Consider the following 24,372-nt stretch of genomic DNA (forward strand, 5'->3'; position numbering starts at 1 on the left):
ATTTAATCAGATAGTTTTTTAGCCATTATATGCATGATGCTTTGCTGCTTGGGGCTGGAAAAAATAATATCTTTTTGCTGTTTCAGCCCCTTTCGGACATAAAATTTGATGGCAAAAGTGTTCTGTTCCAATACTTCCAGCCAAAGCCACTTTTGCTCTTGTTCATGGCCAAATTTCACCACATGATCAAATAATTGATCACCATATTTTTGTCCGGTTAGCTTGGGTAGCAGATAGAGTTTATGTAAATGGATACCTGTAAAATCTTTATCAGGAATAGGTTGATTTAAAATGATTTTACTGAAACCAACTATGTTGGCATACCTTATATTTTGGGGAGTAATGATATTTGAGCCAGTAGTATCCTGAGATTCAGCAATAAACCATTTATGGTCAGGAGATTGTAATGAATCCGATATTTGTTCTACGGCGCATTCTCCGGCAATATATTCTTCCAATTCATCTTGATCATGCCATAAATAAGAAAAGTGAAAACGATAGCTTGTTTCCAGTAGCCAAGATAGTAGTGTAGCGTCTTCTGTCGTTGCATCCCGAATCGTTAACATGGATACCTCTAAAATTATTTATTGGTGATTAGGCCATGATTTGAGATGTCATTGATAAGATGTTCTCCTGCCAACCATTCCCCATAACCTGAAGCGGTATGGATATGCCCAGCCCCAGACAAGACAATGAGCTCTGATTGCCAGTGAATTGCTAGGGTACGTGCTTTTTCCAAAGATAAAAATTCATCGTTATCACTGCATACCAGTGTAGATGGAAAAGGTAGAGGAGATGTAGCCAGAGGGCGTTGAACCTGAATTTCCAAAGGTGCTTTAGGGTTGTCGATATCAGCAGGAGCAACAAGCAAGGCCCCTTTGACTTTATTGGATTTTCGTTCTGCTGCCCATTGGCTAATGGTAATGGCACCACAGCTATGTCCAATAAGAAAGAGTTCTCCCGCTGTTTTTTCGATGGTTTCATTAAGACGATGTATCCATTTTTCCCTGACGGGAGATTGCCAATCATCTTGCTGCACTCTAACAACATTCAGATATTTTCTTTCTAAATGAGATTGCCAGTGATCCGGCCCAGAATTGGTATATCCAGGGACAATCAAATAGGTTATTGCTGTCATTATTGATTCCGAAATTTTTTTGTTTAAATAGAGGCCAATCTGATCTCTAACATACTATCATGGTGATAAAAATATGTGTGTTAAATAACCAGTTGAATTAAATAAAAAATAAGGGAATTGCGATAGAAAATAGGGATGATTGATTTCGAAAGTTTATGAGTTCGATGAGCGGAAAAAAACTTATATGACACGAATAAATCAAAATGAAAAATGGCGATAGAAATTATCGCCATTTTCAAAGTCAATCTTGTAATCAAGCGGCTTTGGCGTTTTGTGCCAGCCAGTCAGCTACACGCTGTTTCTGTTCATCAGTGAGCCACATACCCAGTTTGGTTCGGCGCCAGATAGCATCATCTAGCTCGATTACCCATTCGTGTTTAACTAAGTAACGCAATTCAGCTTCATACAAATTATGGCCGAAACATTCGCCGAGATCGGCCAACGTTTCTGCATCTTGCAGGATAAATTGGCTATTGCTGCCGTAAGTACGGGCATAACGCAGTGCCACACCTTCAGGCAGCCAGTTATGACGCTGGCGTAGCAGGCGCGCATAACCATCGCGATCACAGCCTTCCAGTTCACCGCCTGGTAACTTGCCATTTTTGGTCCATGCATTGCCCGCGTTAGGGTAGTACTGCGCCAGTTTATCCATAGCGTGTTCAGCCAGTTTGCGATACGTTGTTAGCTTACCGCCAAATACGGACAGCAATGGCATTTGTCCTTGCTCATCTTGCACATCCAGCGTGTAATCACGGGTGATCGCTTGTGGTGAATCGGATTCATCATCACACAGGGGGCGAACGCCAGAGTAAGTCCAAACAATATCATCGCGACCAAGCTGTTTCTTAAAGTGGTCGTTATAGACTTTCAGCAAATAGTCGATCTCTTTATCGTCAATTTTGACTTCTTTTGGATCGCCTTTGTATTCAACATCCGTTGTGCCGATAATCGAAAATTCGTCATTCCATGGAATAACGAATACGATGCGGTGATCTTCATTTTGCAGAATATAGGCCTGCGGCTCATCGTGAACGCGAGGCACAACGATATGACTGCCTTTGATCAGACGGATGCCATAAGGTGATTTTAGTTGCAGCCCGTTATCGAAGAAATTTTTCACCCACGGACCAGTTGCGTTAACCAAACCTTTCGCGCGCCATGTATTGGTTTCGCCAGTTTTGAGGTTTGTGGCTTCAACCAGCCAATAGCCATTTTCACGCCATGCACGAGTTACCTGGGTGCGGGTATGTACTTCACCACCGTGTTTTTGGACTTCTTGTGCGTTTAGAACCACCAGACGCGCATCGTCAACCCAACAGTCGGAATATTCAAAGCCACGAGTGATGGATGGCTTCAATACCGAGTTTGTGCCAAATTTCAGCCCCTTACTGCCTGGTAAGCTAACGCGTTTACCCAAGTTATCGTACAGGAACAAGCCAATGCGGATCATCCACGCTGGGCGCAGGTGTGGTTGATGTGGCAGGCGAAAGCGCATCGGGAATGCAATATGGGGAGCCAGTTTTAAAAGCACTTCACGCTCTGCCAGTGCTTCACTGACCAAACGAAACTCATAATGTTCCAGATAGCGTAACCCACCGTGGATCAGTTTGGAGCTGGCAGACGAAGTTGCACTGGCCAAATCTTGACCTTCCAACAGTAGGACTGAAAGCCCCCGGCCAGCAGCATCTGCCGCAATACCAGCGCCGTTAATTCCGCCGCCTATTACAATCAAGTCTTTGGTTTCCATTGCATCCCCTCTGAAATGTTCGAAACAGTTCTTTAATGTTCGTTTTCGCTCAAGGATTGTAATTAAAAATTCATCAATCGCCAACTATTAACTCAGAAAAAACATATTCACGTGACACAGGTAACAAAACCTTATCTTATACATAAGATTAATAAGGATTTTGTGGGATACAAATTGAGGAAGGGAATATTAGTGGGAGATAACCCCACCCGAATATCGGGTGGAGGCATTATTATGGCACTTTTGGCTAAAAAGTGATTAGCACAATTCTAACTTAACGCTGTGCTGTTCGATAATTTTCTGGATGCCTGGAGGGGGCGCTTTATCCGTGAACAAAAAATCAATCAGGTTCATGTTACCGAGATTAACCATGGCATTGCGGCCGAATTTTGAATGATCGGCAACCAACATGACGCAGCGGGAGTTTTCGATAATGGCACGTTTGGTGCGAACTTCGTGGTAATCGAATTCCAGCAGTGAACCATCACTATCGATGCCGCTGATCCCAAGAATGCCGAAATCAAGGCGGAACTGGGAAATAAAATCTAGCGTTGCTTCGCCAATGATGCCGCCATCGCGGGAGCGTACTTCACCACCCGCCAAAATCAGGCGGAAATCTTCTTTGCTCATAAACAGAGTTGCGACATTGAGATTGTTGGTGACAATCCGTAAATCGCGATGGTTGAGCAGAGCGTGTGCTACGGCCTCTGGAGTTGTTCCAATATCGATGAACAGGGTTGCGCCGTTTGGAATTTGGGTGGCAACGTGCTGTGCAATTCGAGCTTTTTCATCCGACCACATGATCTTGCGGTCATGGTAGGCTGTGTTGACCGAGCTGGATGGTAATGCGGCACCACCATGATGACGTTGGATCTTATTTTTATCTGCGAGATCATTTAAATCACGTCGAATGGTTTGCGGGCTAACATCAAAATGTGCAACCAGCTCTTCAGTGCTGACATAACCTTGAATGCGCACAAGCTCAATTATTGCATCATGTCGCTGAGTTTGCTTCACAAAATTCCCCTAATATATGCATAGATGGATTATCGTTGGCCAAAATTATCTCCCTTCTATTTCAAGCCGATGCTAAAACTTGAAATCTATTGGGGCCTATTTGGCATCTTTTGTTTTTTTTGTTTACGCAAATTATCCCATAACCCCATTAATAACCCGATGATGAATCCTGCAACATGGGCGGCATTGGCGATGTGTAACGAAAATGGATCGAAATAGCCCACCAACAACCAAATAACAGAGACAGCGATTAACCCTCTGGGAGCACTAATCCCTCGTTTTGGGGAGATTTCACCGGTAAGCCAAACGTACCCGATCAGTGCGTAGACGACACCGGATAATCCCCCGAAATGAGATCCACTGAATAATGATTGCGCCCAGCTACTGAAAATGGCTGACACTATCGTGATTTCAAACAGCTTACCGCTCCCAATCTTTTGCTCTACCTGGCTGCCGAAATACCACCATAAGGCAAGATTAAAGAGTAAGTGTGTCAGAGAGAAATGCAATAGCGTTGGGCTTATCCAGCGCCATAACTCCAGATACTGATCACTGTTAGCTGGCCATGCTAATCCGTTCATAACATCCGGTATGCCTGCCATTGCCATCCAGAGGTAAACGAGGATACAAAGCAGAGTTATCGCAATAGTCAGGGGGCCAGACTGGTTTTTGAGCGTACTCAAATTCAGGTTGTTATGATATTTAAAGAAGCTGTCAGATTTGCCTGTTTGCCAACTGGCGGCTTGATAGCGTTCATTGAGTGGATCGCGAGCAAAGTGGCGAAGTTCCTCTTCAACCCGACTGAGTTGGCTATCATCCTCTAACCAGAGTTCAACTAATGGCGGCTCATTGGTGGAGCGCATGGTCAAATGAATGCCCTGCGTCGCCATATAATCAATAAAGGCCTGAGCCAGCCGAGGGTTAGATATTGAGGTTATATGGATCATTGCTCGTCTTATCTCTGCCTTAAGTTGAAGTTAATTGCATTAATCAGTGCGTTAAAGGTTTATTGAGTATGGACAGCGTGAGGATAGTCTCTTTGCCAGACTTCAAAACCGCCATTGACACTATAAACGGTCTCAAACCCCATATTGATCAGGTACTGTGCTGCTCCTTGGCTGCTATGGCCGTGGTAACACATCACCATGACCGGTTGGTCAAAATCCGCTTCTTGTAGAAAGCTATTGAGTGTTTCATTTGTTAGGTGAAATGCACCGGTCGCGTGTCCGGCCTGGAAGCTTTGTGGATCGCGGATATCAACCATGACTGCGGTTTTATCGAGCCAATGTTGGTAAGCTTGTTCAGGAGTTATCGTTTGAAAATGGTCCATAAATATTCAACGTAGTTTCTAAAATTTTCATTTTCAATATATTCATTTCTTAATAGTCGTCAGGTCATACCTGACTGCCTTCCCAATATAACGATTGGGAAGGCGTAGATATAGAGATAGAAAATGTTAGAAACAGAAAAATGGTTAAAAATTGTCAAAATAAGAATGAAAAATCAGTAATATGAATGTTCACCGCGCTGATGCTCAGTCAGATCTTTTACACCTTTTAATTCAGGGAATGTCTGTAATAACTGTTTTTCGATCCCCTCTTTCAGAGTGACATCGACCATTGAACAGCCGTTACATCCACCGCCGAATTGCAGAATAGCATAACCTTCATCGGTGATTTCCATCAGGCTGACACGGCCACCATGCCCTGCAAGCTGTGGATTGATCTGCGATTGCAGGACATATTCAACACGATCAATCAGTGGGGCATCGTCCGCCACTTTACGCATTTTAGCGTTCGGGGCTTTCAGGGTCAGTTGGGAACCCAATTGATCGGTCACAAAATCAATGACGGCTTCTTCCAGAAAAGGTGCACTAATTTCATCAACATAAGCTGAGAGTTGATCGAACTTCAATTCGGTGTCAGTAGCTTCAACAGCATCCGGTGGGCAATAGGAAACACCGCATTCAGCGGTCGGCGTTCCTGGATTAATAACAAAGACGCGGATCTGTGTACCCGGTTCTTGGTTTGCCAGTAGCTTGGCAAAATGCGCTTGCGCTGCTTCAGTAATATTAATCATGTCATTTGCTCAATAGTTGACTGTTCTAGTTGGTTATAATACGCCCATTTATAAAGGAACTACAAGGTTCGGCATATAGCCCAAGCCTGTACAGAACGAGCACCAGCACGAATCATCAACTGTGAAGCTTCACGCAGTGTCGTGCCCGTGGTGATCACATCGTCGAAAATCGCGACATGTTGATCGGTAAAATTGCCCTGTAATTGGAAGGCTTGCTTAAGATTGGTTCTCCTTTGGGCGGCAGATAAGCCCCGCTGCGTGAGTGTAGCACGTGAGCGGCGTAAAAAATCCGGTTGATATGGACATTGCAGCCAACGTGATAGGGATCGGGTAATGAGTTCAATGTGATCGAAGCCACGTTGCCAGCGTTTTCTGTGGTGCAGAGGAATGCCCAATATGCGATCTGGCTTATGCCAGCGGCCTTCACGATAGCCCTGCAACCAATGCAGCAGGAACAAACGCGCCAGTACGGAGGCGAGTTGTGGGGTATTGTTATATTTATAGCGTTGAATAAGCTGGCTTAATGGTGGGGTGTAATCCGTAATGGCGATCAAATATTGCCACGTAGGGGGACTCTTTACGCATCGCCCACAGGGAAAGTTGTCGGATTCAGCAGGCAGTGCACAGCGTGGACAGACAGGTTGCAACCGCCTTAAGTGACGGTGGCAGAGATAACAAATCCCATGATGGGCAAAATACAAATTTTGCTGGCATAGCCAACAGTATCCAACCATTGTTAGCATAGTTTCCTTCCTTGGTGACAAATAAAAAGTGAGAATAACAATGAATCAGTTGTTTTGGCAGACAATTGGCGATGCACCACGTGATCTTGTGATGCTGCACGGATGGGGTTTAAACGCTGAAGTTTGGCGCTCAGTGGAAACGCGATTGGCTTCGCATTTTCGTTTGCATCTGGTGGATTTGCCGGGTTATGGGCGTAGCCAAGTGTATTCGGCTATGTCATTGGCGGACATGGCAGAGATTGTCTGGCAGCAAGCGCCAGTAAATGCCTTGTGGCTAGGTTGGTCTTTAGGTGGATTGGTGGCTAGCCGGATTGCTTTGGATCATCCGGCACAAGTTGCGGGTTTGATCACGGTAGCTTCTTCGCCAAGATTTAGTGCTGATGGCGACTGGCCGGGGATTAAGCCGGAGGTCTTGAGGGCATTTGAGCATCAATTAAGTGCTGATTTTCAAAAGACGGTCGAACGTTTTCTGGCTTTGCAGACTTTAGGGACGGACAGTGCACGCCAGGATGCTCGTGTACTGAAATCAGTGATACTGAACCAGCCGATGCCGACAGTTGAAGTGCTTAATGCCGGTTTGGAAATCCTGCGCACTGATGATCTAAGGGAGGAATTGTCCCAACTTCAATTACCTTTCCTGCGTCTATATGGTTATCTTGATGGTTTAGTACCGCGTAAAATTGCTTCACGGCTTGACAAGGCATGGCCACATACGCACTCCGTTATTATGCGCAACGCTGCTCATGCACCTTTTATTTCCCATCCTGAGGAGTTTGTTGAGGCAGTAAAGAATTTTGTGGCAGGGTAGTCAATTGATGTTTCTTTATTGATAATTACCCATAGCATTAATTGTTATGGGTAATTGATAATTTATCTTGAGGAATAAATTTCAGTTACAATTTCAGGTGTATTGACCATGGTGTCGCGAATAGGGCAGTTTCTCTCGATAAAATCAATAAAATCTCGTATTTCTTGTTCGATATTATCTGCTTTAATATAGAATTTTGATGTAATTTTGGAAAAACCAATTTTGGTATTTTTATTTATACCTTTGACGCCATCAAGATCTAATTCACCCTCTAGTTCTATTTTGATATCGATCAGATTTATTTTATGGGCACTGGCAAAGCTTTTTGCCACCATCCCCTGACAAGCACCGAAAGCGGAAAGCAATGCTTCTACCGGCGTCATTGCTTCATTTTTTCCTCCCAAACTTTCCGGTTCATCTAAATGAAATAAAAAGTTTCGTGAGGAACATTTCATTTTCAGAGGACCTACAGACTCCACAGTTGCAGTAAATAACTCTTTAGACATATTATTATCCTTAGGTTATTAATAATGATATACACATTAAACTTCAAGTTGCAATTTACAACACGATATGAAACGGGGAGACATCACGTGCATCTTGAAGTTAGATTGGTATAGAAATGCACCCCAGATAATAAGGGACTATTTTTTAGTTTTCAATTTTAACGGAAGTAATAAAATTTAGTTCTAGGGAATAATATTAATTATATTAAAACAGTGAGTGAGTTTGTACTGAGAAAGCATTTTCCAAGAGTAAATAATAAATATTTTTTACGCTAATCTCTCATGTAAACTTTACTTTGTATGCGCATCTTGAAATTAAATTGGTAAATTGCTGTTGGTTGACGACATACCCGCTAACCGATTAATCTAGAGTGCATTGCAAGTTAAGGTAGACTATATTCACTCACTGCTTTGTTGATAAGGATTGAGGCTATGCTATCAAATATTCAAGCTGCCCCTAAGGTTATCCGGCAATATAAACATGCTACTAGTGAATTAAACTTTATTTACAATGTATCAACTGAATGGCACCAACATCCCTGTATTCAACTCAGTCTATCTTTACATAGTCATGAATTGCTCACCTTATCAATACAGGATAAGATTCATTCCTCTCATGGTTTTCTTATTCGTTCAAATGTGATGCATAAGCTGGATTCATCCAATACTTGTAGCATTACATTGCTCATTGAACCGATCGATGAGCACTACCATTTATTTAGCCATCTCACGGAGGATCTGGCAGTTATTTCGCTGGGGTATGATGACATTGTGGCTGTAACGGATTATCTCATTAAGTCGTTTCTTTGTGGTGAAAAACCTGACACATTTACTATTTACTTGTTACTTAGCCCATATCTGCCATGCCATTGTCAGTTTGATAAACGTATTTTAAAAGCGGTTACGTTTATCGAATCGCTATCCGTAAAGCGGATTTCATCCCGTCAGGTCGCTGATAAAATTTACCTTTCTGAAAGCCGTTTTTTACATCTTTTTCGCGATCAAGTGGGAATTAATTTCCGCGCTTACTTGCTATGGTTACGTTTAAGTGATGCTATTGAAGAAATTTATATGACCGATTCTTTAACATTGGTTGCTAATAACTGCGGTTTTTCTGATACAGCTCATTTTAGTCGGACGTGCAAAATGGCATATGGAATACGCCCTTCTGACCTTAAACATATAATCCAACAAAATCTACAGTTCGACTGTAACACTGCGCAATGCCGCTATAACATCAATAAACAAGCAATACATAATATTGCTGAGAGACAAAACCATCATGAAAAAGAAGCCAATCCCCGAATCATTTAGGTGATAAATTCGATCTGGACAACCAAAGAATCAAAATGAGTGCCAGAAAAATAAAACCAAAGAGCCAGAAAATTTCGTTAGCTGCCAGAATTAAACTCTGGTTAGTAATTTTCTTCGCGAGAAAAATAGTTGCCTGTAGGTCAGACAATCCCAGCAGCTTGATATCTTGATAAGCTAAATCAACAAGGACGTTATTTTGTGTGATGTTTTCAGTGAGCTGAGAATGGTGAACAGCCTCACGGCGCGACCACAATGTATTGGTTAACGATGTACCTATCGATATCGCCAGGGTTCGAAAGAAGTTAAACAAGCTGCCTGCCGAAGCGATCTTTTCCTGAGGGATATCAGATAAAATAATCACGTTGAGTGGCATAATAAAACAGGCAATCGCTATTCCCTGTACAAACTGTGGCCATGCTGCGCTGGAAAAATCCATCCCAGACTCAAAAGTATGCGCCCGCCAAAAAAAGCAAAAAGAGAAGACAATAAAGCTAAGGGTGACTAAATAACGCATATCAATTTTGGCACCAAAGCGGCCAATAACCGGAGCCAGAAAAATGGGAAGGATGCCCAGAGGCGCTAATGCAAACCCTGCCCAAGTAGCGGTGTAACCAAAAACTGTCTGTAGTAACTGGGGTTGTAAGACTAAGACACCAATGTGCAATAGAAATGCCAAACTGATACAAATCGTGCCTACCGTAAAGTTACGAGATTTAAACAGGGATAAATCAACAATCGGGTTATCATCAGTCAGTTCCCAAATGACAAACAGGATGATACCTATCGTGGCAATGATAGCCAGTGCGATGATCTCATTGGAATTAAACCAATCTAGCTCCTTCCCCCTGTCTAACATCAGTTGTAAGCAGCCAACACCGACAACGAGTAGAACCAAGCCCACTGTATCAACCGGAATAATTTCAGTTTTGGTTTCGCGCTTATTTAACAGTAAATAAGTAATAAAAATAGCGACCAAACCAATGGGAACGTTGATTAAGAAAATCCATCCCCAGTGGACGTTATCACTAATCCATCCACCGAGGATAGGCCCACAAACTGGGGCTATAATGACGGTCATAGACCAAATGGCCAAAGCCATACTGTGTTGAGACTTAGGAAAATTTGCCAGCAACAAACTTTGTGATAAGGGGATGATAGGGCCTGAAACCGCGCCTTGTATAATTCGGGTAATAATGAGCATTTCAAGGCTATTGGAGATGCCACATAACCAAGAAGAAATAATGAAAAGCACGGTCGAAATGACAAACAGTCGCACTTCCCCCACTCGTTTTGCCAACCAACCCGTCAAAGGGATAGAGATCGCATTAGCAACACCAAATGACGTGATAACCCAAGTGCCTTGTGACACAGATGATCCAAGATCACCGGCAATGGTTGACAATGCTACGTTAGCAATCGTCAAATCCAAAATTTGCAGAAAAGCGATAATCGCCAGGGACAGGATTAACCACCAGCGCTGGCTGACTGATAAAAGTTCCATAGCTGTGTGATCCTTAATTTTCATGACTGGTATTGCTTTTTATGATTTGTTCAATAATTTCATCTATTTCTTTATTATCGAATGAGAGCACATCAGTCTGATAAATAATCCGTTGCGGAGTTTTGTTAGCCAGAGTTGTCCCTTCTGTTTTTCTCGTATCAACAGTTACATGCATTGATAAACCGATTCGTAATGGGTTAAGGGCAATTTGCTCCGGATCTAATTCAATACGTACAGGGAGGCGCTGTACCACTTTAATCCAGTTACCTGTCGCGTTCTGAGCGGGGAGGATAGAGAAAGCGCTGCCAGTTCCCATATCCATACCCGTAATCCGTCCCTGATAAGCCACACTATCACCATAAAAATCACTGATTAATTTGACGGGTTGCCCCAGACGCATATTAGTAAACTGTACTTCCTTAAAATTCGCTTCAACCCATAATTGGTCAGAAGGGACAATTATCATCAAGGGCGTAGATTGATTGATTTGGGCGCCGACCTGAACACTACGACGTGATACATACCCACTGACTGGCGCGTAAATTTTAGTACGTTGCAGGGACAACCAAGTTTCACGTAAATTGGATACCGCCTTTTCTATATTGGGCAGCTTCTCTAGCGGTGTTCCCATAACCAAAGCCTGATTAATCTTATACTGCTGTATAGCGACTTTTAGATCTGCTTTGGCAATATCAACAGCCTTACGAGCGTGATCCAGCTCTTCAACAGCAATGACATTGACCTTTCCTAATTTTTCCCGCCTTGCCAGATCACTTTTTAACTTGTCTAAAGTCAGCTGTTTTAATTCCACATTAGCCTGAAGCTTGGGGTTACTCAGGATAGTTTCTTGTGTTTCACGCACGGCTTGGGCTAACGCATGTTTACTCTTCCCGAAAGCATTTTCAGCATCAGCGCTATCCAACGTTAACAGAAGGTCGCCTTGTTGAACGAAATCGGTGTTATCAACATAAATATTTTTTACGCTGCCATGGGTTTGTGACATAACTTGAATTTGATTACCGACAACATAAGCATTATCTGTTGATTGGTAGAAACGCAATACCATGTACCAATAAAGTAGGTAAGCTGCACCGGAGAACAAAAAAAATAATACAACAACAGAAAGTATTATTTTTCGTTTTTTATTATTTTTTGCTCCTTGTAGTGGCTCAGGCATAGTTTCAACTTTATTATTTCCCATGTTCGACTCCGATTAATTAAATTAATAAGCATATTCAAAATTTATACTGATATGCTACCGCCAGGCATCCCTATTTTTCATATGACTTGCATAGAATGAATTCCATACTTAGGTGTTATGCCCGCTAATACCTTGAAGGTACACGGTATCTTCATTTTATAACTTAATAACATGATTGGATTGAATAATCTGGCTGATGTGGAAGTGATAGAATGTTAAGTGAAATTTATGCAATGATGGTAAGGCAGGTAAGGAACGTATGTGAGTGATTTACAAAGTAAATAAAAATAGCCAGTTTATTCAAGCAAAATAAAAACACGATAGTTAAATTTGCTTTGGCAAAAAGTGCTTACACGAATTGCTTATATATCAATCCAACTTCAAGTTGCAGCTTGCAATCAATGTGATTGTTTATCTCTCCCCGCGTAGCGGGAAGAGATAAAACGCATCTGGAAAGGCGATTGGTATACCTATGATCTGCACAACTGCCGGAAAGCAATTAAAAAATATATAATAACTATTAGGATAGATTACATGTTCAAATCGACTGAGCTGTATGAAAAAATAAAAGAAGTAAATGGTGACGCTATAAAATGGTTAATTACAAGTAGTAACTTTTTTTATAGTCTCTCAACTGAAGAACAACAAGAATTAAAAACCCATGTTATTAGAGATGCCTTTAAATACCATTTTGAAAATAATGCTTACTACCGTGAACAATGTGAAAAGAAAGGGGTAAAACCCAGTGATATTCAAAATTACACAGATTTAGTCAATATCCCAGTTATTCCTGTATCCACGTTCAAATCTGCAAATAGCCATCGTCTTTTGAGTAAACCTCTTTCCAGCATTGAGCATGAAATGCGTTCGACAGGTACGAGTGGGATCCCGAGTGTTGCCCGTCGATGTGATGAAACAATGGATTATACTACCATAGGTCTTTATAACTCATTTCGTGACATGCTTAAACTCTCCAGTGGCGCGGGACTTTGTTTATGTCCTTCCACAGAGGAAATTCCTGAAATGGGAATGATCAAAGCATTTAATTGGTTGGCTGGGTTGCTGGATACAAATCGCTTTATGGTTAAGGAAGAGCGTTTTGTCCCAGAAGAAGCTGTCAGTCAATTAAACGAGTGGCAAGGAAAATTTACCCGCCATCTGATAGGGCCTCCATTCCTTATTCATCGCTTTATCAGTTTCTTAAAAGCGACAAATACTAAGTTGGAACTGGATAGCGGAAGTATGATCATTACACTTGGTGGTTGGAAGCGTTTCACTGGTGCCATGATCTCCCGTACCGAGTTTAATCAGGAGCTGGAAACTTGGTTAGGTATTCCAGCTAATCAGGTTCGTGATATGTACGGACTGGTCGAAGCTAACTTTTTGGCGATAGAGGATGAGTTTAACCAAAAACATATACCGCCTTATATTCATTTCTCTGTTCGTGATCCGGAAAATTTATCCCGAGAAGTGGCTGATGGTGAAACCGGTCAGCTTGTTATTTTTGATCCCATAGCACGCTCAACACCGGGCATGTTGTTGACTGAAGACATGATTTACCTGCGCACTGATCGCGATCCATCAGGGCGTAACTCGCAACGTATGCAATATGTTATGCGGGCGCCTTCTGCAACGGAATTCGGCTGCTGTGCCGTTAATCTGGAAAGTAAAATGTCGGCTGATGAACAAAGGGATGTATGCCCTGTTACTCAGTGAGGTCTAATCATGTTTAATGAAATTATCACTGATAACTTCTGTAATCCTGATTTTCAGGGCAGCCTGACAAATCCTGATATTCAGTTGAAGTTGGGTAACCCTGTGTGTGGGGATACAGTGAATATTGATTTGTCATTGAGTGAAGAAGGGCGCATCAGTGCAGCCCGTTTTCAAGCTTGGGGATGTACGACTTCTTTAGCGATGTCTAACCAGTTTTGTCGCCAAGTTCAGGGAAGAACTCTGACAGAAATCGCCCAATTAAGCACACAAGAGATCGACAGCATGTTGGGTAAACTGCAACCTTCACAGCAGCATTGTCTGGAAATGTTGCACGCTCTTTTTCAGCAGGTAAGGGTGCATATATGACAATGTTGTACTTTGATTTCAATGCGACAACGCCACTGAGTCATAAGACAAAGACGGCAATTCAGGGCGTGTTGGATCAATTTGCCAATCCTTCCGGCAGATATCGTTTAAGCCAAAATCTGGTGACGTTGATTCATCAGGCAAAAGAGTCAATCGCTCAATTAGTGGGAGGTTCGCCAGAAAGGATCATTTTTACTTCTGGGGGGACAGAGAGCAATAATCTGGCTTTGCACAGTGTATTCAGCCAGCTTCCGGTTGGTCAATTGTCACGTTATCACGCCATCTGCTCCGCAATTGAACACTCTTCAATTCTGGAACCTCTGCGTTGGTACCAGACGCAAGGCTTAAAGCTTACTGTCATTGAGCCGAGTAAAACAGGAAGAGTTGATCTGGACACCTTATGTCGTGCTATCACACCTCAAACGTGTTTCATCGCATTGATGGTAATCAACAATGAAACTGGCGTTATTCAACCTTACGATCAGCTTGCTTCCAGGCTGAAAGGAAAAGGTATCCATCTTCATCTCGATGCCATACAAGCGGTAGGAAAATGGCCGATAAGCCGTTTTGATGATATCCCACTAACTATTTCCTTTTCCGGGCATAAGTTTTATGCCCCTAAAGGGGTGGGAGGGCTGTATTACAGCCAGCAAGTGAAAATCAATCCCTTACTCCATGGAGGTGGGCAGGAACACGGCTTACGTAGTGGTACAGAAAATACATTAGGAATAGCCGGATTAGCGGCTGCCGCAAAAGAAGCTTATGAAGAATTGGTTCAACGCATTGATTACTGCCGTGAAATGAGAACGTACCTGCTTACTCAATTAGATAAGTTGGGTGTGAATTATCACGTAAATGGTGAGACAAATCCTGAATATCAGGCTCCATGGACATTAAATGTCAGTTTCCCTGGTATTAGGGCGGAAGCGTTAGCAAGCCGATTGGATTTATGCCACGGTATTTCTGTTTCTCTGGGGTCTGCTTGTAGCAATAACGCTCATTCACCTCAGCGTTCACATGTTTTACTTGCGATGCAATCTCCTCATGACTATATCGATAGTGCATTGCGGATCAGCTTTGGACATGTTACCGAGCGGCATGAAGTGAGTGTCTTGGCTAATGCCTTACAACAGGAAACACGGCATTTATTGGCCATTGCAGGAGAACAAAAAAGATGATGTTGGAGCATGCTCAAACACTATTATGCTGTTTTAAACATTATGCTTCACAGCAGCCAAATCAAATTGTATATCGCTTTTTACCTTCAGGAGATTCAGAGACGGTTACCCTGACTTGGCAAGAATTGGAACAACGTTCCCATCAACTTGCTTGTGCCCTCGTTGCTGGAGGACAACAAGGGAAAACGGTTATTCTGATGTACCCTGCTGGTCTGGAGTTTATTGTCGGATTATTAGCCTGTTTTAAAGCGGGGGCTATTGCTGTTCCATCCAATGTCGTTCGGGGAAGTCGCCATCTACAAAGGTTAACTCAGATCTTGAATGACTCAGAAGCGAAAGTGATTCTGACCACCTCAGAGTTAAGCCGGGTTTTATCAAATGAATTTCCTGATCTGGGGATCATGTATTACTCGGAAAATCAGCCGGTAGATGAAAGCACGGAACTTCCCTCAATCAGTCCGGGACAATTGGCTTTCCTACAATATACCTCTGGTTCCACCGATGTTCCTAAAGGAGTGATGGTCACTCACGATAACTTAATCCATAACTTGCGGGCAATGAATAATACTTTTGGCTTGCATGAAGGATTAGTCATTGGAGGCTGGATACCTCAGTTTCATGATATGGGGTTGGTAGGACATATTTTAATGACCATGGCACTCGGTGGACAATATAACTTCATGTCACCCTTGTCATTTATCCAGCGGCCATTACGTTGGTTACAGTTGATGCATGATTATAAAGCAGAATTCTGTTGTGCCCCTAATTTTGCTTACGACTTATGTGCTGACCAAGATTGCTCTGGACTTAATCTGGATCTGTCCCGCTGGCGTTGGGCGGGGAATGGTGCCGAGCCAGTCAGAAATGAAACGTTGATGCGTTTTTATCAGGCAGTTAAGGAATATGGATTTATTTATCAAAGCCAAATCCCCTGTTACGGTATGGCTGAAGCAACACTGGTAATCAGTTCATCCACGAGTGAGGATCTGCCACTGAGTTTCACGCTGTGCAGCGACAGCCTGGAAAAAGGGAAATTGGCCTTAAAACCTGATGGGATTGTCATGCAAGCTTGTGGTCAAGTTGCACCTGATCACCGAGTCGTGATTGTTAACCCCGACACAAAAGTATTGTGTGAGCCTGATGAAATCGGTGAGATCTGGGTGCAGGGACCAAGTATTGCCATAGGATATTGGAATAATCCGCAACAGACTCAAGAAAACTTCATGGCCTATACGACCACTGGAGAAGGGCCTTTTCTCCGTACCGGTGATCTTGGTTGTCTGTACCAACATCACTTGTTGATCACCGGCCGTTTGAAGGATCTGATTATTATCCGAGGGCGGAATATCTATCCACAGGACATTGAGTACACGGCTACTATGCAATCCACAGCCTTTCGTCCAGGAAAAGCAATTGCATTTGAACTGGGCCAGCGGGTTGTTGTCGCCATCGAGCTGCAAAAAAATGTGGAACAAGAACACAATTTCAGAGAATTGAGACGAAATGTAATTCAGGCACTCAATGCAGCGTTCGATATCGATATCGCTGACTTAGTGTTTATTCAAGCTAATAAATTGCCTACAACTAGCAGTGGAAAAGTACAACGAAAACTCTGCCGTTCGCTTTACTTGCAAGGCAAATTACAGTTAGCCGATGTGTTGTCTACCACCGAAACTCAAGGAGCATTAATATGACCGAGCTGGAATTAAAAGGCTGGCTGATTGAATATTTGACACCTTATTTCCAACGCCATGATATTCCTATCGGTGAACACGTTTCTTTCGATAGCCTTGGCTTGGATTCTGCAAGCCGGGTAACACTGATTAGTCAGTTAGAAAAAACATTACAGCGAAAATTGGATCCTATTCTTGGCTATGAATACCCCACTATCCACGCTCTGGCTGAACATATATTGCAATTGGAGCCGACGCCATGAAAATCGATTGCTTAATCGTTGGTGCAGGGCAAGCGGGGCTAACACTGGCTGTTACCCTTAACAAAAAAAAAATTAACACATTGATTCTGGAGCGAGACCCGCGTATTGGTGATGTTTGGCGTCGGCGCCCTGACAATATGTTGTTATTTACTTCCCGTATGATGAGCCAGCTGCCTGATTTTCCTTTGGCGGGTTCTCCTGATGGCTATCCGGGTAAGGATGAGATAGCGGATTATCTGGAACGTTACGCGCATCATCATAATCTACATGTATTGACGGGCATGCAGGTGATCAGTGTAAAACATCAAGATGGGGTGTTTACTCTGACCACGCAAAAAGGGGAGCAGTTTTCTGCTCCTTGTTTAGTTAATGCCACTGGTGCTAACCAAGTACCAATTATCCCTGAGATGGCGAGCGATTTATCTCCTTCTGTCCAGCAACTGACGGCTGATCGTTATCAGAACCCCGAGCAATTTCAGGCGGGGTCACGGATTGCTGTCATAGGTGATGGCGCCAGTGGCCGACAGATAGCACAAGAACTTTCTTCCACGATGAAGATGACATTATTCTGTGGTTCCCCTCGCCCGCTTGTACCCAATCGGGTTATGGGTAAGGATTTGTTCTGGTGGCTGCATAAGTCAAGGATATTGTATGCAAATACATCGAGCCTGGTCGGTAAAATAGTACAACGACGTAATCCACTTCCATGTGGTGAGCTTAATAACCAGCGTTTGTCTGCGCTTAATGTACAGATAGCGCAAAAATTAGTAAGGGCTGAAAACGAAACATTGTATGACCAACAAGGTAAAAAATATCACATTGATGGATTGATTTGGTGTGTAGGGTATAAGGAAGTCACGGATTGGTTAACCTTGCCTGGCGTTAGCAATTCGCAAGGTTTTATCTGCGAAAGTGGTCATATTAATGGAGGAAAAACAGCTTATCCAGGGTTATTTATTGTAGGCAGAAAATGGCTCAGTAGCCGTAGTTCTGAATTATTACTTGGTGCAGCCAGAGATGCACAACGGGTCGCACAGTGGGTAGAACAAAAGCTGGGGTCTTAATTGCATCTATACCAATCCAACTTCAAGATACATGTAATTTCTCCCCCGCGAAGCGGGGAGAAATCAGGTTTCATATAATGTTGTAAATTACAACTTGAAGTTTATTAAGTATATATACCAATCCAACTTCAAAATGCATGTAATTTCTCCCCGCGAAGCGAGGAGAAATTAGGTTTCATATCGTGTTGTAAATTGCAACTTGAAGTTTAATGGGTATATAACAAATTAAATTAGGCACTGAATGTTTTTTTAAATACCGCTAGAATGAAATAATTTTGTATCATTAATTCTCTTTGCAATGGGAGTACTGTATTAATCTAGGAGATTATGTGGCGAATTTAATATATGCAACAATAAAAGGAAAGAAACAAGGTTTGATATCGGCGGGTTGCTCCACCTTTGATTCCATAGGCAACAAATATCAAACGGGTCATGAAAATGAGATATTGATTATTTCCTTTGAACATGAAATCACAAGAATGAGTAATGTTAATCACCGTCCTGTTTCATTTATAAAGCCAATAGATAAATCATCACCCTTACTCGGTGTTGCAATATCGGAGAACGAAGAGCTTGAAATTGAGTTTTTCTTTTATAGAACATCGATGAATGGTGGAAACGAACTATATTATTCCGTTAAATTAATAAAAGCATTTATAGAAAGAATGAATGTTAATTACCCTCATTCTATAAATCATGATAATCATCAGCCAGAAGAGATGGTATCTATAAACTATGCGAGTATCACGTGGCAGCATCACACTGCCGGAACTTCTGGATATACTTTTTGGGAAGATAGAATCTATTAATATTAACGCGATGTTCGACTTTTATGGTGAGTTGAAATGACATAGCCAGTCCTTTATTAACTTTAAGTCGCCAAACTGAGAGAAATAAAGGAAAAAAAGGCTATGTCACAGCAAGATTTTATCATTTGGGTGTTTTTTGCCAATTTTAAACAAGGTAAAAGTCAACCCGACTGGCTTCAACAAACCAACGTTATAGGATATTAAAGTCGAACATCGCGTTAATATTAGGTCCCCTCTACTTGTTTTAGAGGGATCAACAAAGCATTATTCTTATAAAAAAACGCCATGCCCAATACAGAATCAATGATATCAGCATGATGTTTATTTTCAATGAGTTAAACTTAATCTTTATTGTTTTGAATAGCAAGGGGAGTATGAACAAAGCAGCCACAGGAGCGGAGACATCTCGTGTATCATCAGCGACAAATGTGCGATGAGCGACACACGCATTTTTTATTTCCGCGCCATCAATATATATTTCTTCTTCAAAAAAAGAAAACGAATATATAACTAATAAACAAAATACATAATAGATGATGTATTTTATTTTATTATTCACCATTAACCCCTAATATCATATATATTGATTTTTTCTTTTCTACTATTCTCCTTCCATATGAGCTATAATCCCTCTCTTTTAAATTGCTCGGTGAATGGATGGATTTTAAAAAATCCTTTTTGTCTCTAGCTATTCCTCTATTATATCGAGAACCTGCCAATATTAGTTGTTCATCAGTGAGCACACTTGTATCTGTTATATCAGGATAATCATGAAGTATTAAATCCCTTAAATGAAAGGCAGATGCTCTTATATTGAAATCATCTGTTAGTAGGCAATTAGCAAGTTGCAATTGTTGTGTTGTCGTTAACGTCGAGGGGTCTATTCCCAACGTTTCTGCCGCAGCCCTTAATTGAATGGCCAACACACCAACTGATGTTGCATTTGATTTTTTATTGTCACCATTAAATGTGTCATGAAAAATTTGCCTTACCTGCAAAACACCATAGGCTTTAATTCTATCTGGCTTTCCTCCGGCCTCAGCAACAGCGACACCAGCAAGCAGGAGTACCGGTATTTTAGCTTCATGTGCATATTTTATGATTAAATCTTTATTATATTGCAAGTAAGCTGCTTTATAAGCCCATAAATAGCTTTCTCCTGTTACAAATCTAGGGTTGTCCGGTAAAAATTTATACCGCATAAAATCGAGTGCATCAAATTTCGGAAATCCCAATTCATCAACCGTGCAGTAAGAATTTTTCATGTTCACATCATCCATGTAGTTATGATATTGGAACAATTTTGGAGCAATTACTGAAGAAAATCTACATGTTTTTAATGAGGACAGCTAGTCCTCCTCCATCGATTTCATCCAATCAACTATACCAATCCAACTTCAAAATGCATGTAATTTCTTCCCGCGACGCGGGGAGAAATTAGGTTTCATATCGTGTTGTAAATTGCAACTTGAAGTTTAATGGGTATAACCATTTATTTATTCGGATAAACCTCAGTCACAATTTCTGGTGTATTCACGATAGTATCGAGAACAGGGCAATTGCTTTCGACAAAAGTAATAAAATCGCGGATCTCTTGTTCGGTATTATCTGCTTTAATATAAAATCTGGAGGTAATTTTTGAAAATCCTATTTTGGCGTTTTTATTTCTACCTGTGAAGCCATCGGTATCCAGTTCTCCTTCTATTTTAACCTGAATATCGATCAAATTGATTTTGTGCTTGCGGGCAAAACTTTTTGCCACAATGCACTGACATGCACCAAATGCAGAAAGTAACGCTTCTACTGGATTCATTGCCTCATCGGTTCCACCGAGGCTTTTGGGTTCGTCTAGATGGAAGGTAAAATCTCGCGATGAGCATTTCATTTTGAGATTGCCAATTGACTCAACTGCTGCAGTGAATAACTCTTTAGGCATATTACTATCCTCAGGTTATTAATATAGGGATACCGCATTTCAGATAATAAAGAGATAATTATAATTAATCTATGTATTCTTTTTAAACGCTTATTAGAAGGGATTTTTCTACAAGGTAATTATAGCGATAAGGCAGGGAGTTCCTTATTTTTTTACGGTAAGCTGATAGGCTTTAGTATCACATTTTTGTGTCTCCGGGCACTGCTTGCAGCCCCCGCTGAGGCAGGAGGAAGCATCCACTTCCTCCAGTTTACCCATGATGACAAGCTGCTTGAGCATGGCTTCCACCATTGGCAGCGGTGCTGAAAACTGATGGCTTAATGATCTGGCATCCGTGCGCCCGTTGAGGGCAACAGCATCTCTGATTTTCAGCAGGTTAATCATTTATGGCTCCTCATGGCTCCAGCTAGTGACAGCTATTGTTTGAGCATTCGCAACGACGGTCTGTGGCGTTGTTGAATGTCACAGTGACTCGGCTGCGTGCGCGGCGTAAACCAATCACTATCAGAATGTTAAATAGGATCACGGCCAGAATGGTGATCAGGCTACTTTGTGGATGAGCTGAAAACGTTGTGATTTGATAAAACAGTGCTGACAGAGAATAAGCGACGTTTAATCCCCACAGAATCGAGAATGTCATCCAGCCACGGCTGGTTTCACGGGCAATGGCTCCCATCACGGAAACGCAAGGCACGTACAGCAGCACGAAAATCAGGTAACTGTAAGCGGAAATGGCAGAGCCAAATTTAGCGCTCATGGTTCCCATAGAGCTACGATCCATGTTGCCATCGCCTTTGCTGGCTTCAATCGGGTTGGAAAGTGCGCTCAAGGTGAAGGTTTCTTTCAGGCTATCCCACGTTTCTGCGACAGAATCTTTGAGTTGATTCAGTAAATTAAATTCATCTGGGTTGAATGGCTCTTGGTTAATATTTTCTGCGGTATAGAGGGTATTTAGGGTTCCTACAACCACTTCTTTTGCCATCGCTCCAGTGATAAGCCCGACGGTTGCTTGCCAGTTATCGGCATGCACACCGATAGGTTGCAAGATAGGCGTGAGCACTTTACTGACGGAGGCCAGCGCCGATTCGTTGATATTGTCCACGGTCTTACCGGAGAAGGAGAAACTGTTCAGGGCACCAATCAACATGCTCGCGGCGACAATCACTTTACCAGCACGTATGACAAAACCTTTCAGCCTCTGCCATGTCTGGCGCAGCAGGGTTTTGGCATGGGGAACGTGATAGACCGGCAGCTCCATGACAAATGGCGAGGCTTCACCCCGCATTAGCGTGAATTTGAGCAGCAGCCCTGTCAGGATGGCGATAACAATCCCCAGGATATACAGGGAGAAAACAATGCTTGCTCCCTCTTTGCCGAAGAACGCCGCCGCGAAGACGGCAAAGATCGCCAGCCTTGCCCCGCAGGACATAAACGGTGCCATCATGATGGTAATCAAGCGTTCACGAGGGGCATCCAGTGTTCTTGAACCCATCACGGCAGGCACATTACAGCCAAAGCCAACAATCAGGGGCACAAAGGATTTACCCGGCAATCCTATGGCTTGCATCAACCTGTCCATGACAAATGCCGCCCGTGCCATGTAGCCGGAATCTTCCAGAAAGGAGAGGAACAGATACATCATGCCAATTTGGGGAACCAGCGGCAGTACTGTGTTGATACCCCCACCAATTCCCTGAGCAAGAAACACTGTTAACCAATGCGGGAAATGGAGAATATGGCCGAGCCATTGCATTCCATCAATGAAAATGGCAGCGGAAGCGCCGTCGAAGATAGGCTGTAAGGCGCCACCAATATTGATAGCCAGCACAAACATCAGGTACATGACAAACAGGAAGATAGGCAAACCCAACCAGCGGTTCAGAATAACGGTATCTAACACTTGGGTTAGTTTGTTGGGTGTGGCTGTGCGGGTATCAATGACCACCCGACAAATTTCACTGATGGTTTGATAACGTGAGCCGGCAATGATGAGATCGGGTTCGTCAATTTGTTGTTTTTGCAAGCGCTCTTTGCTTTCAGCCAGTTGTGCGTGAGTCAGGTCTGATACCTCGCGGCTGTAAATATCCCCTTCCAGGACTTGCAAAGTCAGCCAGCGGCGCTGTTGTAGTGTGAATTTTTCTGTGATCTGGCTGGAAAGGCGGGAAATTTCCTGCAATAACGCATCAGGATAATTAACCTGTACAGGATCAGATTTCTGTGGGTAATTATCGATGGTTTTTTTGAGTACATCTATCCCTGTGGCACGGGTTGAAACCAGCGGGATGACCGGACAGCCAAGGTGTTTCTCCAGTGCAGGAATATCAATATTGATGCGTTGATTTTGGGCGATATCCAGCATGTTCAGTGCAATGATGCAGGGAACACCCAGTTCAATCAATTGTAGTGAGAGATAAAGGTTACGCTCCAGATTAGATGCATCAACAACATTAATCAGCATATCCGCTTCACCACTGAGGATATAGTGGCAGGCAATTTGCTCATCAATGGAAGTTTGCTCAGAAATGGTAGTAAGCGAATAAGTGCCAGGGAGGTCGACAAGTTCAACCTGATGGTTATCGGTAGTAAAGTGGCCGGTTTTGCGTTCTACGGTAACGCCAGCCCAGTTTCCCACTCGTTGATGGGAGCCAGTAAGCTGGTTAAAAAGCGTTGTTTTGCCAGCATTGGGATTACCAATCAGGCCTATCGTTAATTGTTTCATCATACTTTCTGCCAATCAGGAAAGCGAATTCGTACCTTAGCTATACATTCAGTACTCTGGTTATATCGGGTTACAAAAAGTGTATGGACGATGGTTATTCTGAACCGAATCGTCTTAGGGCTTTGTTAATTCAGATCTTCATGCAGCATAAGAAATGCCAGGTCTTGCTTACGAAGGGTAAGGCTAACTCTGCGTGTTTCGATTTGTATTGGATCGCCCAATGGCGCGAAGCGAATGACCTGGAATGTGGAGCCAGGTAACATGCCGAGTGACAATAATTTTTGTCGGTAAGCTGGGGTAATTTCTGGAGAAAATCCCAGAATTTTATACCTACGTTCTGGAATAAGAACCATATAAATCTCCGCTCTAACTGAAAAAATAAGTGATTATAAGAATTATTATCCTCAATAACGGGAGAACCACAAGGAAAAAGTATGGTAATTCCTCTGAATTATAGTTGCTAATGATAATAATACGCAACTGCGATGTCAGCTATTCATATTGGATAATATGGAAATGAATTGATATTAATCAAATTAATGGTGGTTTTATTGAAAATAAGTCATTATCAAGAATATTTAATATTCGGAAAAA

General features: G+C 42.4%; 26 protein-coding genes. 9 read left to right on the plus strand and 17 right to left on the minus strand.

The genetic code is table 11. The features are described from left to right. Positions 1-2: 2 nt before the first annotated feature. The 8 genes from WDV75_RS00785 to gntX all read right to left on the minus strand — a co-directional run bounded on the left by WDV75_RS00785 (position 3) and on the right by gntX (position 6,724). On the minus strand, positions 3-566 hold the full coding sequence (locus tag WDV75_RS00785; protein ID WP_273557420.1) for a GNAT family N-acetyltransferase: 564 nt from the start codon (positions 564-566) through the stop codon (positions 3-5). A 14-nt stretch (positions 567-580) separates the two neighbouring features. Further along, a complete protein-coding gene (locus tag WDV75_RS00790; protein ID WP_273557421.1) occupies positions 581-1,138 on the minus strand; it encodes an RBBP9/YdeN family alpha/beta hydrolase in 558 nt (185 codons plus the stop codon). A gap of 253 nt (positions 1,139-1,391) precedes the next feature. Then, positions 1,392-2,885, minus strand: a complete 1,494-nt coding sequence (gene glpD / locus WDV75_RS00795) for a glycerol-3-phosphate dehydrogenase (protein WP_273557422.1) — start codon at positions 2,883-2,885, stop codon at positions 1,392-1,394. 258 nt (positions 2,886-3,143) lie between these two features. Next, on the minus strand, positions 3,144-3,902 hold the full coding sequence (locus WDV75_RS00800; protein WP_189759722.1) for a DeoR/GlpR family transcriptional regulator: 759 nt from the start codon (positions 3,900-3,902) through the stop codon (positions 3,144-3,146). Positions 3,903-3,988: 86 nt separating this feature from the next. Next, positions 3,989-4,849 carry a rhomboid family intramembrane serine protease GlpG gene (glpG, locus tag WDV75_RS00805; protein WP_273557424.1) on the minus strand — a complete coding sequence of 287 codons (861 nt, stop codon included), beginning with the start codon at positions 4,847-4,849 and terminating at the stop codon, positions 3,989-3,991. Positions 4,850-4,908: 59 nt separating this feature from the next. Next, positions 4,909-5,232, minus strand: a complete 324-nt coding sequence (gene glpE / locus WDV75_RS00810) for a thiosulfate sulfurtransferase GlpE (RefSeq protein WP_189759720.1) — start codon at positions 5,230-5,232, stop codon at positions 4,909-4,911. Between the two features lie 173 nt (positions 5,233-5,405). Next, a complete protein-coding gene (gene nfuA / locus WDV75_RS00815) occupies positions 5,406-5,981 on the minus strand; it encodes a Fe-S biogenesis protein NfuA (RefSeq protein ID WP_189759719.1) in 576 nt (191 codons plus the stop codon). 59 nt (positions 5,982-6,040) lie between these two features. Further along, complete coding sequence (gene gntX, locus WDV75_RS00820) at positions 6,041-6,724, minus strand: DNA utilization protein GntX (protein ID WP_273557425.1); 684 nt, start codon at positions 6,722-6,724, stop codon at positions 6,041-6,043. 40 nt (positions 6,725-6,764) lie between these two features. On the opposite strand from gntX, the gene bioH reads away from it, so the two are divergent. Continuing rightward, complete coding sequence (bioH, locus tag WDV75_RS00825) at positions 6,765-7,532, plus strand: pimeloyl-ACP methyl ester esterase BioH (protein WP_273557426.1); 768 nt, start codon at positions 6,765-6,767, stop codon at positions 7,530-7,532. Between the two features lie 62 nt (positions 7,533-7,594). On the opposite strand, the gene WDV75_RS00830 is transcribed toward bioH, so the two are convergent. After that, positions 7,595-8,038, minus strand: a complete 444-nt coding sequence (locus WDV75_RS00830; RefSeq protein ID WP_273557427.1) for an OsmC family protein — start codon at positions 8,036-8,038, stop codon at positions 7,595-7,597. 432 nt (positions 8,039-8,470) lie between these two features. Here WDV75_RS00830 and WDV75_RS00835 point away from each other — a divergent pair, with 432 nt between their 5' ends. Continuing rightward, positions 8,471-9,352, plus strand: coding sequence for a helix-turn-helix transcriptional regulator (locus tag WDV75_RS00835; RefSeq protein WP_273557428.1), 882 nt, complete (start codon positions 8,471-8,473; stop codon positions 9,350-9,352). Here the strand turns inward: WDV75_RS00835 and WDV75_RS00840 are convergent. Together WDV75_RS00840 and emrA are read right to left on the minus strand one after the other, a co-directional pair. Next, positions 9,345-10,853 (minus strand): DHA2 family efflux MFS transporter permease subunit, encoded by a 1,509-nt coding sequence (locus WDV75_RS00840; RefSeq protein WP_273557429.1) that lies wholly within the window; start codon positions 10,851-10,853, stop codon positions 9,345-9,347. The genes WDV75_RS00835 and WDV75_RS00840 overlap by 8 nt on opposite strands. A 13-nt stretch (positions 10,854-10,866) precedes the next feature. Next, a complete protein-coding gene (emrA, locus tag WDV75_RS00845) occupies positions 10,867-12,054 on the minus strand; it encodes a multidrug efflux MFS transporter periplasmic adaptor subunit EmrA (protein WP_273557430.1) in 1,188 nt (395 codons plus the stop codon). Positions 12,055-12,588: 534 nt separating this feature from the next. On the opposite strand from emrA, the gene WDV75_RS00850 reads away from it, so the two are divergent. The 7 genes from WDV75_RS00850 to WDV75_RS00880 all read left to right on the plus strand — a co-directional run bounded on the left by WDV75_RS00850 (position 12,589) and on the right by WDV75_RS00880 (position 19,123). Next, positions 12,589-13,770 (plus strand): LuxE family acyl-protein synthetase, encoded by a 1,182-nt coding sequence (locus WDV75_RS00850; RefSeq protein WP_273557431.1) that lies wholly within the window; start codon positions 12,589-12,591, stop codon positions 13,768-13,770. Between the two features lie 9 nt (positions 13,771-13,779). Continuing rightward, positions 13,780-14,136, plus strand: a complete 357-nt coding sequence (locus WDV75_RS00855; RefSeq protein ID WP_273557432.1) for an iron-sulfur cluster assembly scaffold protein — start codon at positions 13,780-13,782, stop codon at positions 14,134-14,136. Further along, positions 14,133-15,314: a cysteine desulfurase family protein gene (locus tag WDV75_RS00860; RefSeq protein WP_273557433.1), complete on the plus strand. Its 1,182-nt coding sequence runs from the start codon at positions 14,133-14,135 to the stop codon at positions 15,312-15,314. Before WDV75_RS00855 ends, WDV75_RS00860 begins: the two co-directional genes overlap by 4 nt. Then, the gene (locus WDV75_RS00865; protein ID WP_273557434.1) at positions 15,311-17,008 is read left to right on the plus strand and encodes a fatty acyl-AMP ligase; all 1,698 of its coding nucleotides are present in this window, start codon (positions 15,311-15,313) and stop codon (positions 17,006-17,008) included. The genes WDV75_RS00860 and WDV75_RS00865 overlap by 4 nt, the downstream gene beginning before the upstream one ends. Continuing rightward, positions 17,005-17,250: an acyl carrier protein gene (locus WDV75_RS00870; RefSeq protein WP_189759709.1), complete on the plus strand. Its 246-nt coding sequence runs from the start codon at positions 17,005-17,007 to the stop codon at positions 17,248-17,250. The genes WDV75_RS00865 and WDV75_RS00870 overlap by 4 nt, the downstream gene beginning before the upstream one ends. After that, positions 17,247-18,314, plus strand: a complete 1,068-nt coding sequence (locus WDV75_RS00875; RefSeq protein ID WP_273557435.1) for a flavin-containing monooxygenase — start codon at positions 17,247-17,249, stop codon at positions 18,312-18,314. Before WDV75_RS00870 ends, WDV75_RS00875 begins: the two co-directional genes overlap by 4 nt. A 329-nt stretch (positions 18,315-18,643) precedes the next feature. Then, positions 18,644-19,123: an Hcp family type VI secretion system effector gene (locus WDV75_RS00880; RefSeq protein ID WP_273557436.1), complete on the plus strand. Its 480-nt coding sequence runs from the start codon at positions 18,644-18,646 to the stop codon at positions 19,121-19,123. Positions 19,124-19,376: 253 nt separating this feature from the next. On the opposite strand, the gene WDV75_RS00885 is transcribed toward WDV75_RS00880, so the two are convergent. The 6 genes from WDV75_RS00885 to feoA form a co-directional block, all read right to left on the minus strand. Then, complete coding sequence (locus WDV75_RS00885) at positions 19,377-19,685, minus strand: DUF2645 family protein (RefSeq protein WP_273557437.1); 309 nt, start codon at positions 19,683-19,685, stop codon at positions 19,377-19,379. After that, positions 19,675-20,388, minus strand: a complete 714-nt coding sequence (locus WDV75_RS00890) for a hypothetical protein (RefSeq protein WP_273557438.1) — start codon at positions 20,386-20,388, stop codon at positions 19,675-19,677. The genes WDV75_RS00885 and WDV75_RS00890 overlap by 11 nt, the downstream gene beginning before the upstream one ends. A gap of 227 nt (positions 20,389-20,615) precedes the next feature. Then, positions 20,616-21,059, minus strand: a complete 444-nt coding sequence (locus WDV75_RS00895) for an OsmC family protein (RefSeq protein WP_273557439.1) — start codon at positions 21,057-21,059, stop codon at positions 20,616-20,618. A gap of 144 nt (positions 21,060-21,203) precedes the next feature. Further along, a complete protein-coding gene (locus tag WDV75_RS00900; RefSeq protein ID WP_189759708.1) occupies positions 21,204-21,443 on the minus strand; it encodes a FeoC-like transcriptional regulator in 240 nt (79 codons plus the stop codon). 22 nt (positions 21,444-21,465) lie between these two features. Further along, positions 21,466-23,778 (minus strand): Fe(2+) transporter permease subunit FeoB, encoded by a 2,313-nt coding sequence (gene feoB, locus WDV75_RS00905; protein WP_273557555.1) that lies wholly within the window; start codon positions 23,776-23,778, stop codon positions 21,466-21,468. A gap of 125 nt (positions 23,779-23,903) precedes the next feature. Next, a complete protein-coding gene (gene feoA, locus WDV75_RS00910) occupies positions 23,904-24,131 on the minus strand; it encodes a ferrous iron transporter A (RefSeq protein ID WP_074020765.1) in 228 nt (75 codons plus the stop codon). Between the last annotated feature and the right edge of the window lie 241 nt (positions 24,132-24,372).

The organism is Xenorhabdus griffiniae, assembly GCF_037265215.1.
Taxonomy (GTDB): Bacteria; Pseudomonadota; Gammaproteobacteria; order Enterobacterales; family Enterobacteriaceae; genus Xenorhabdus; species Xenorhabdus griffiniae.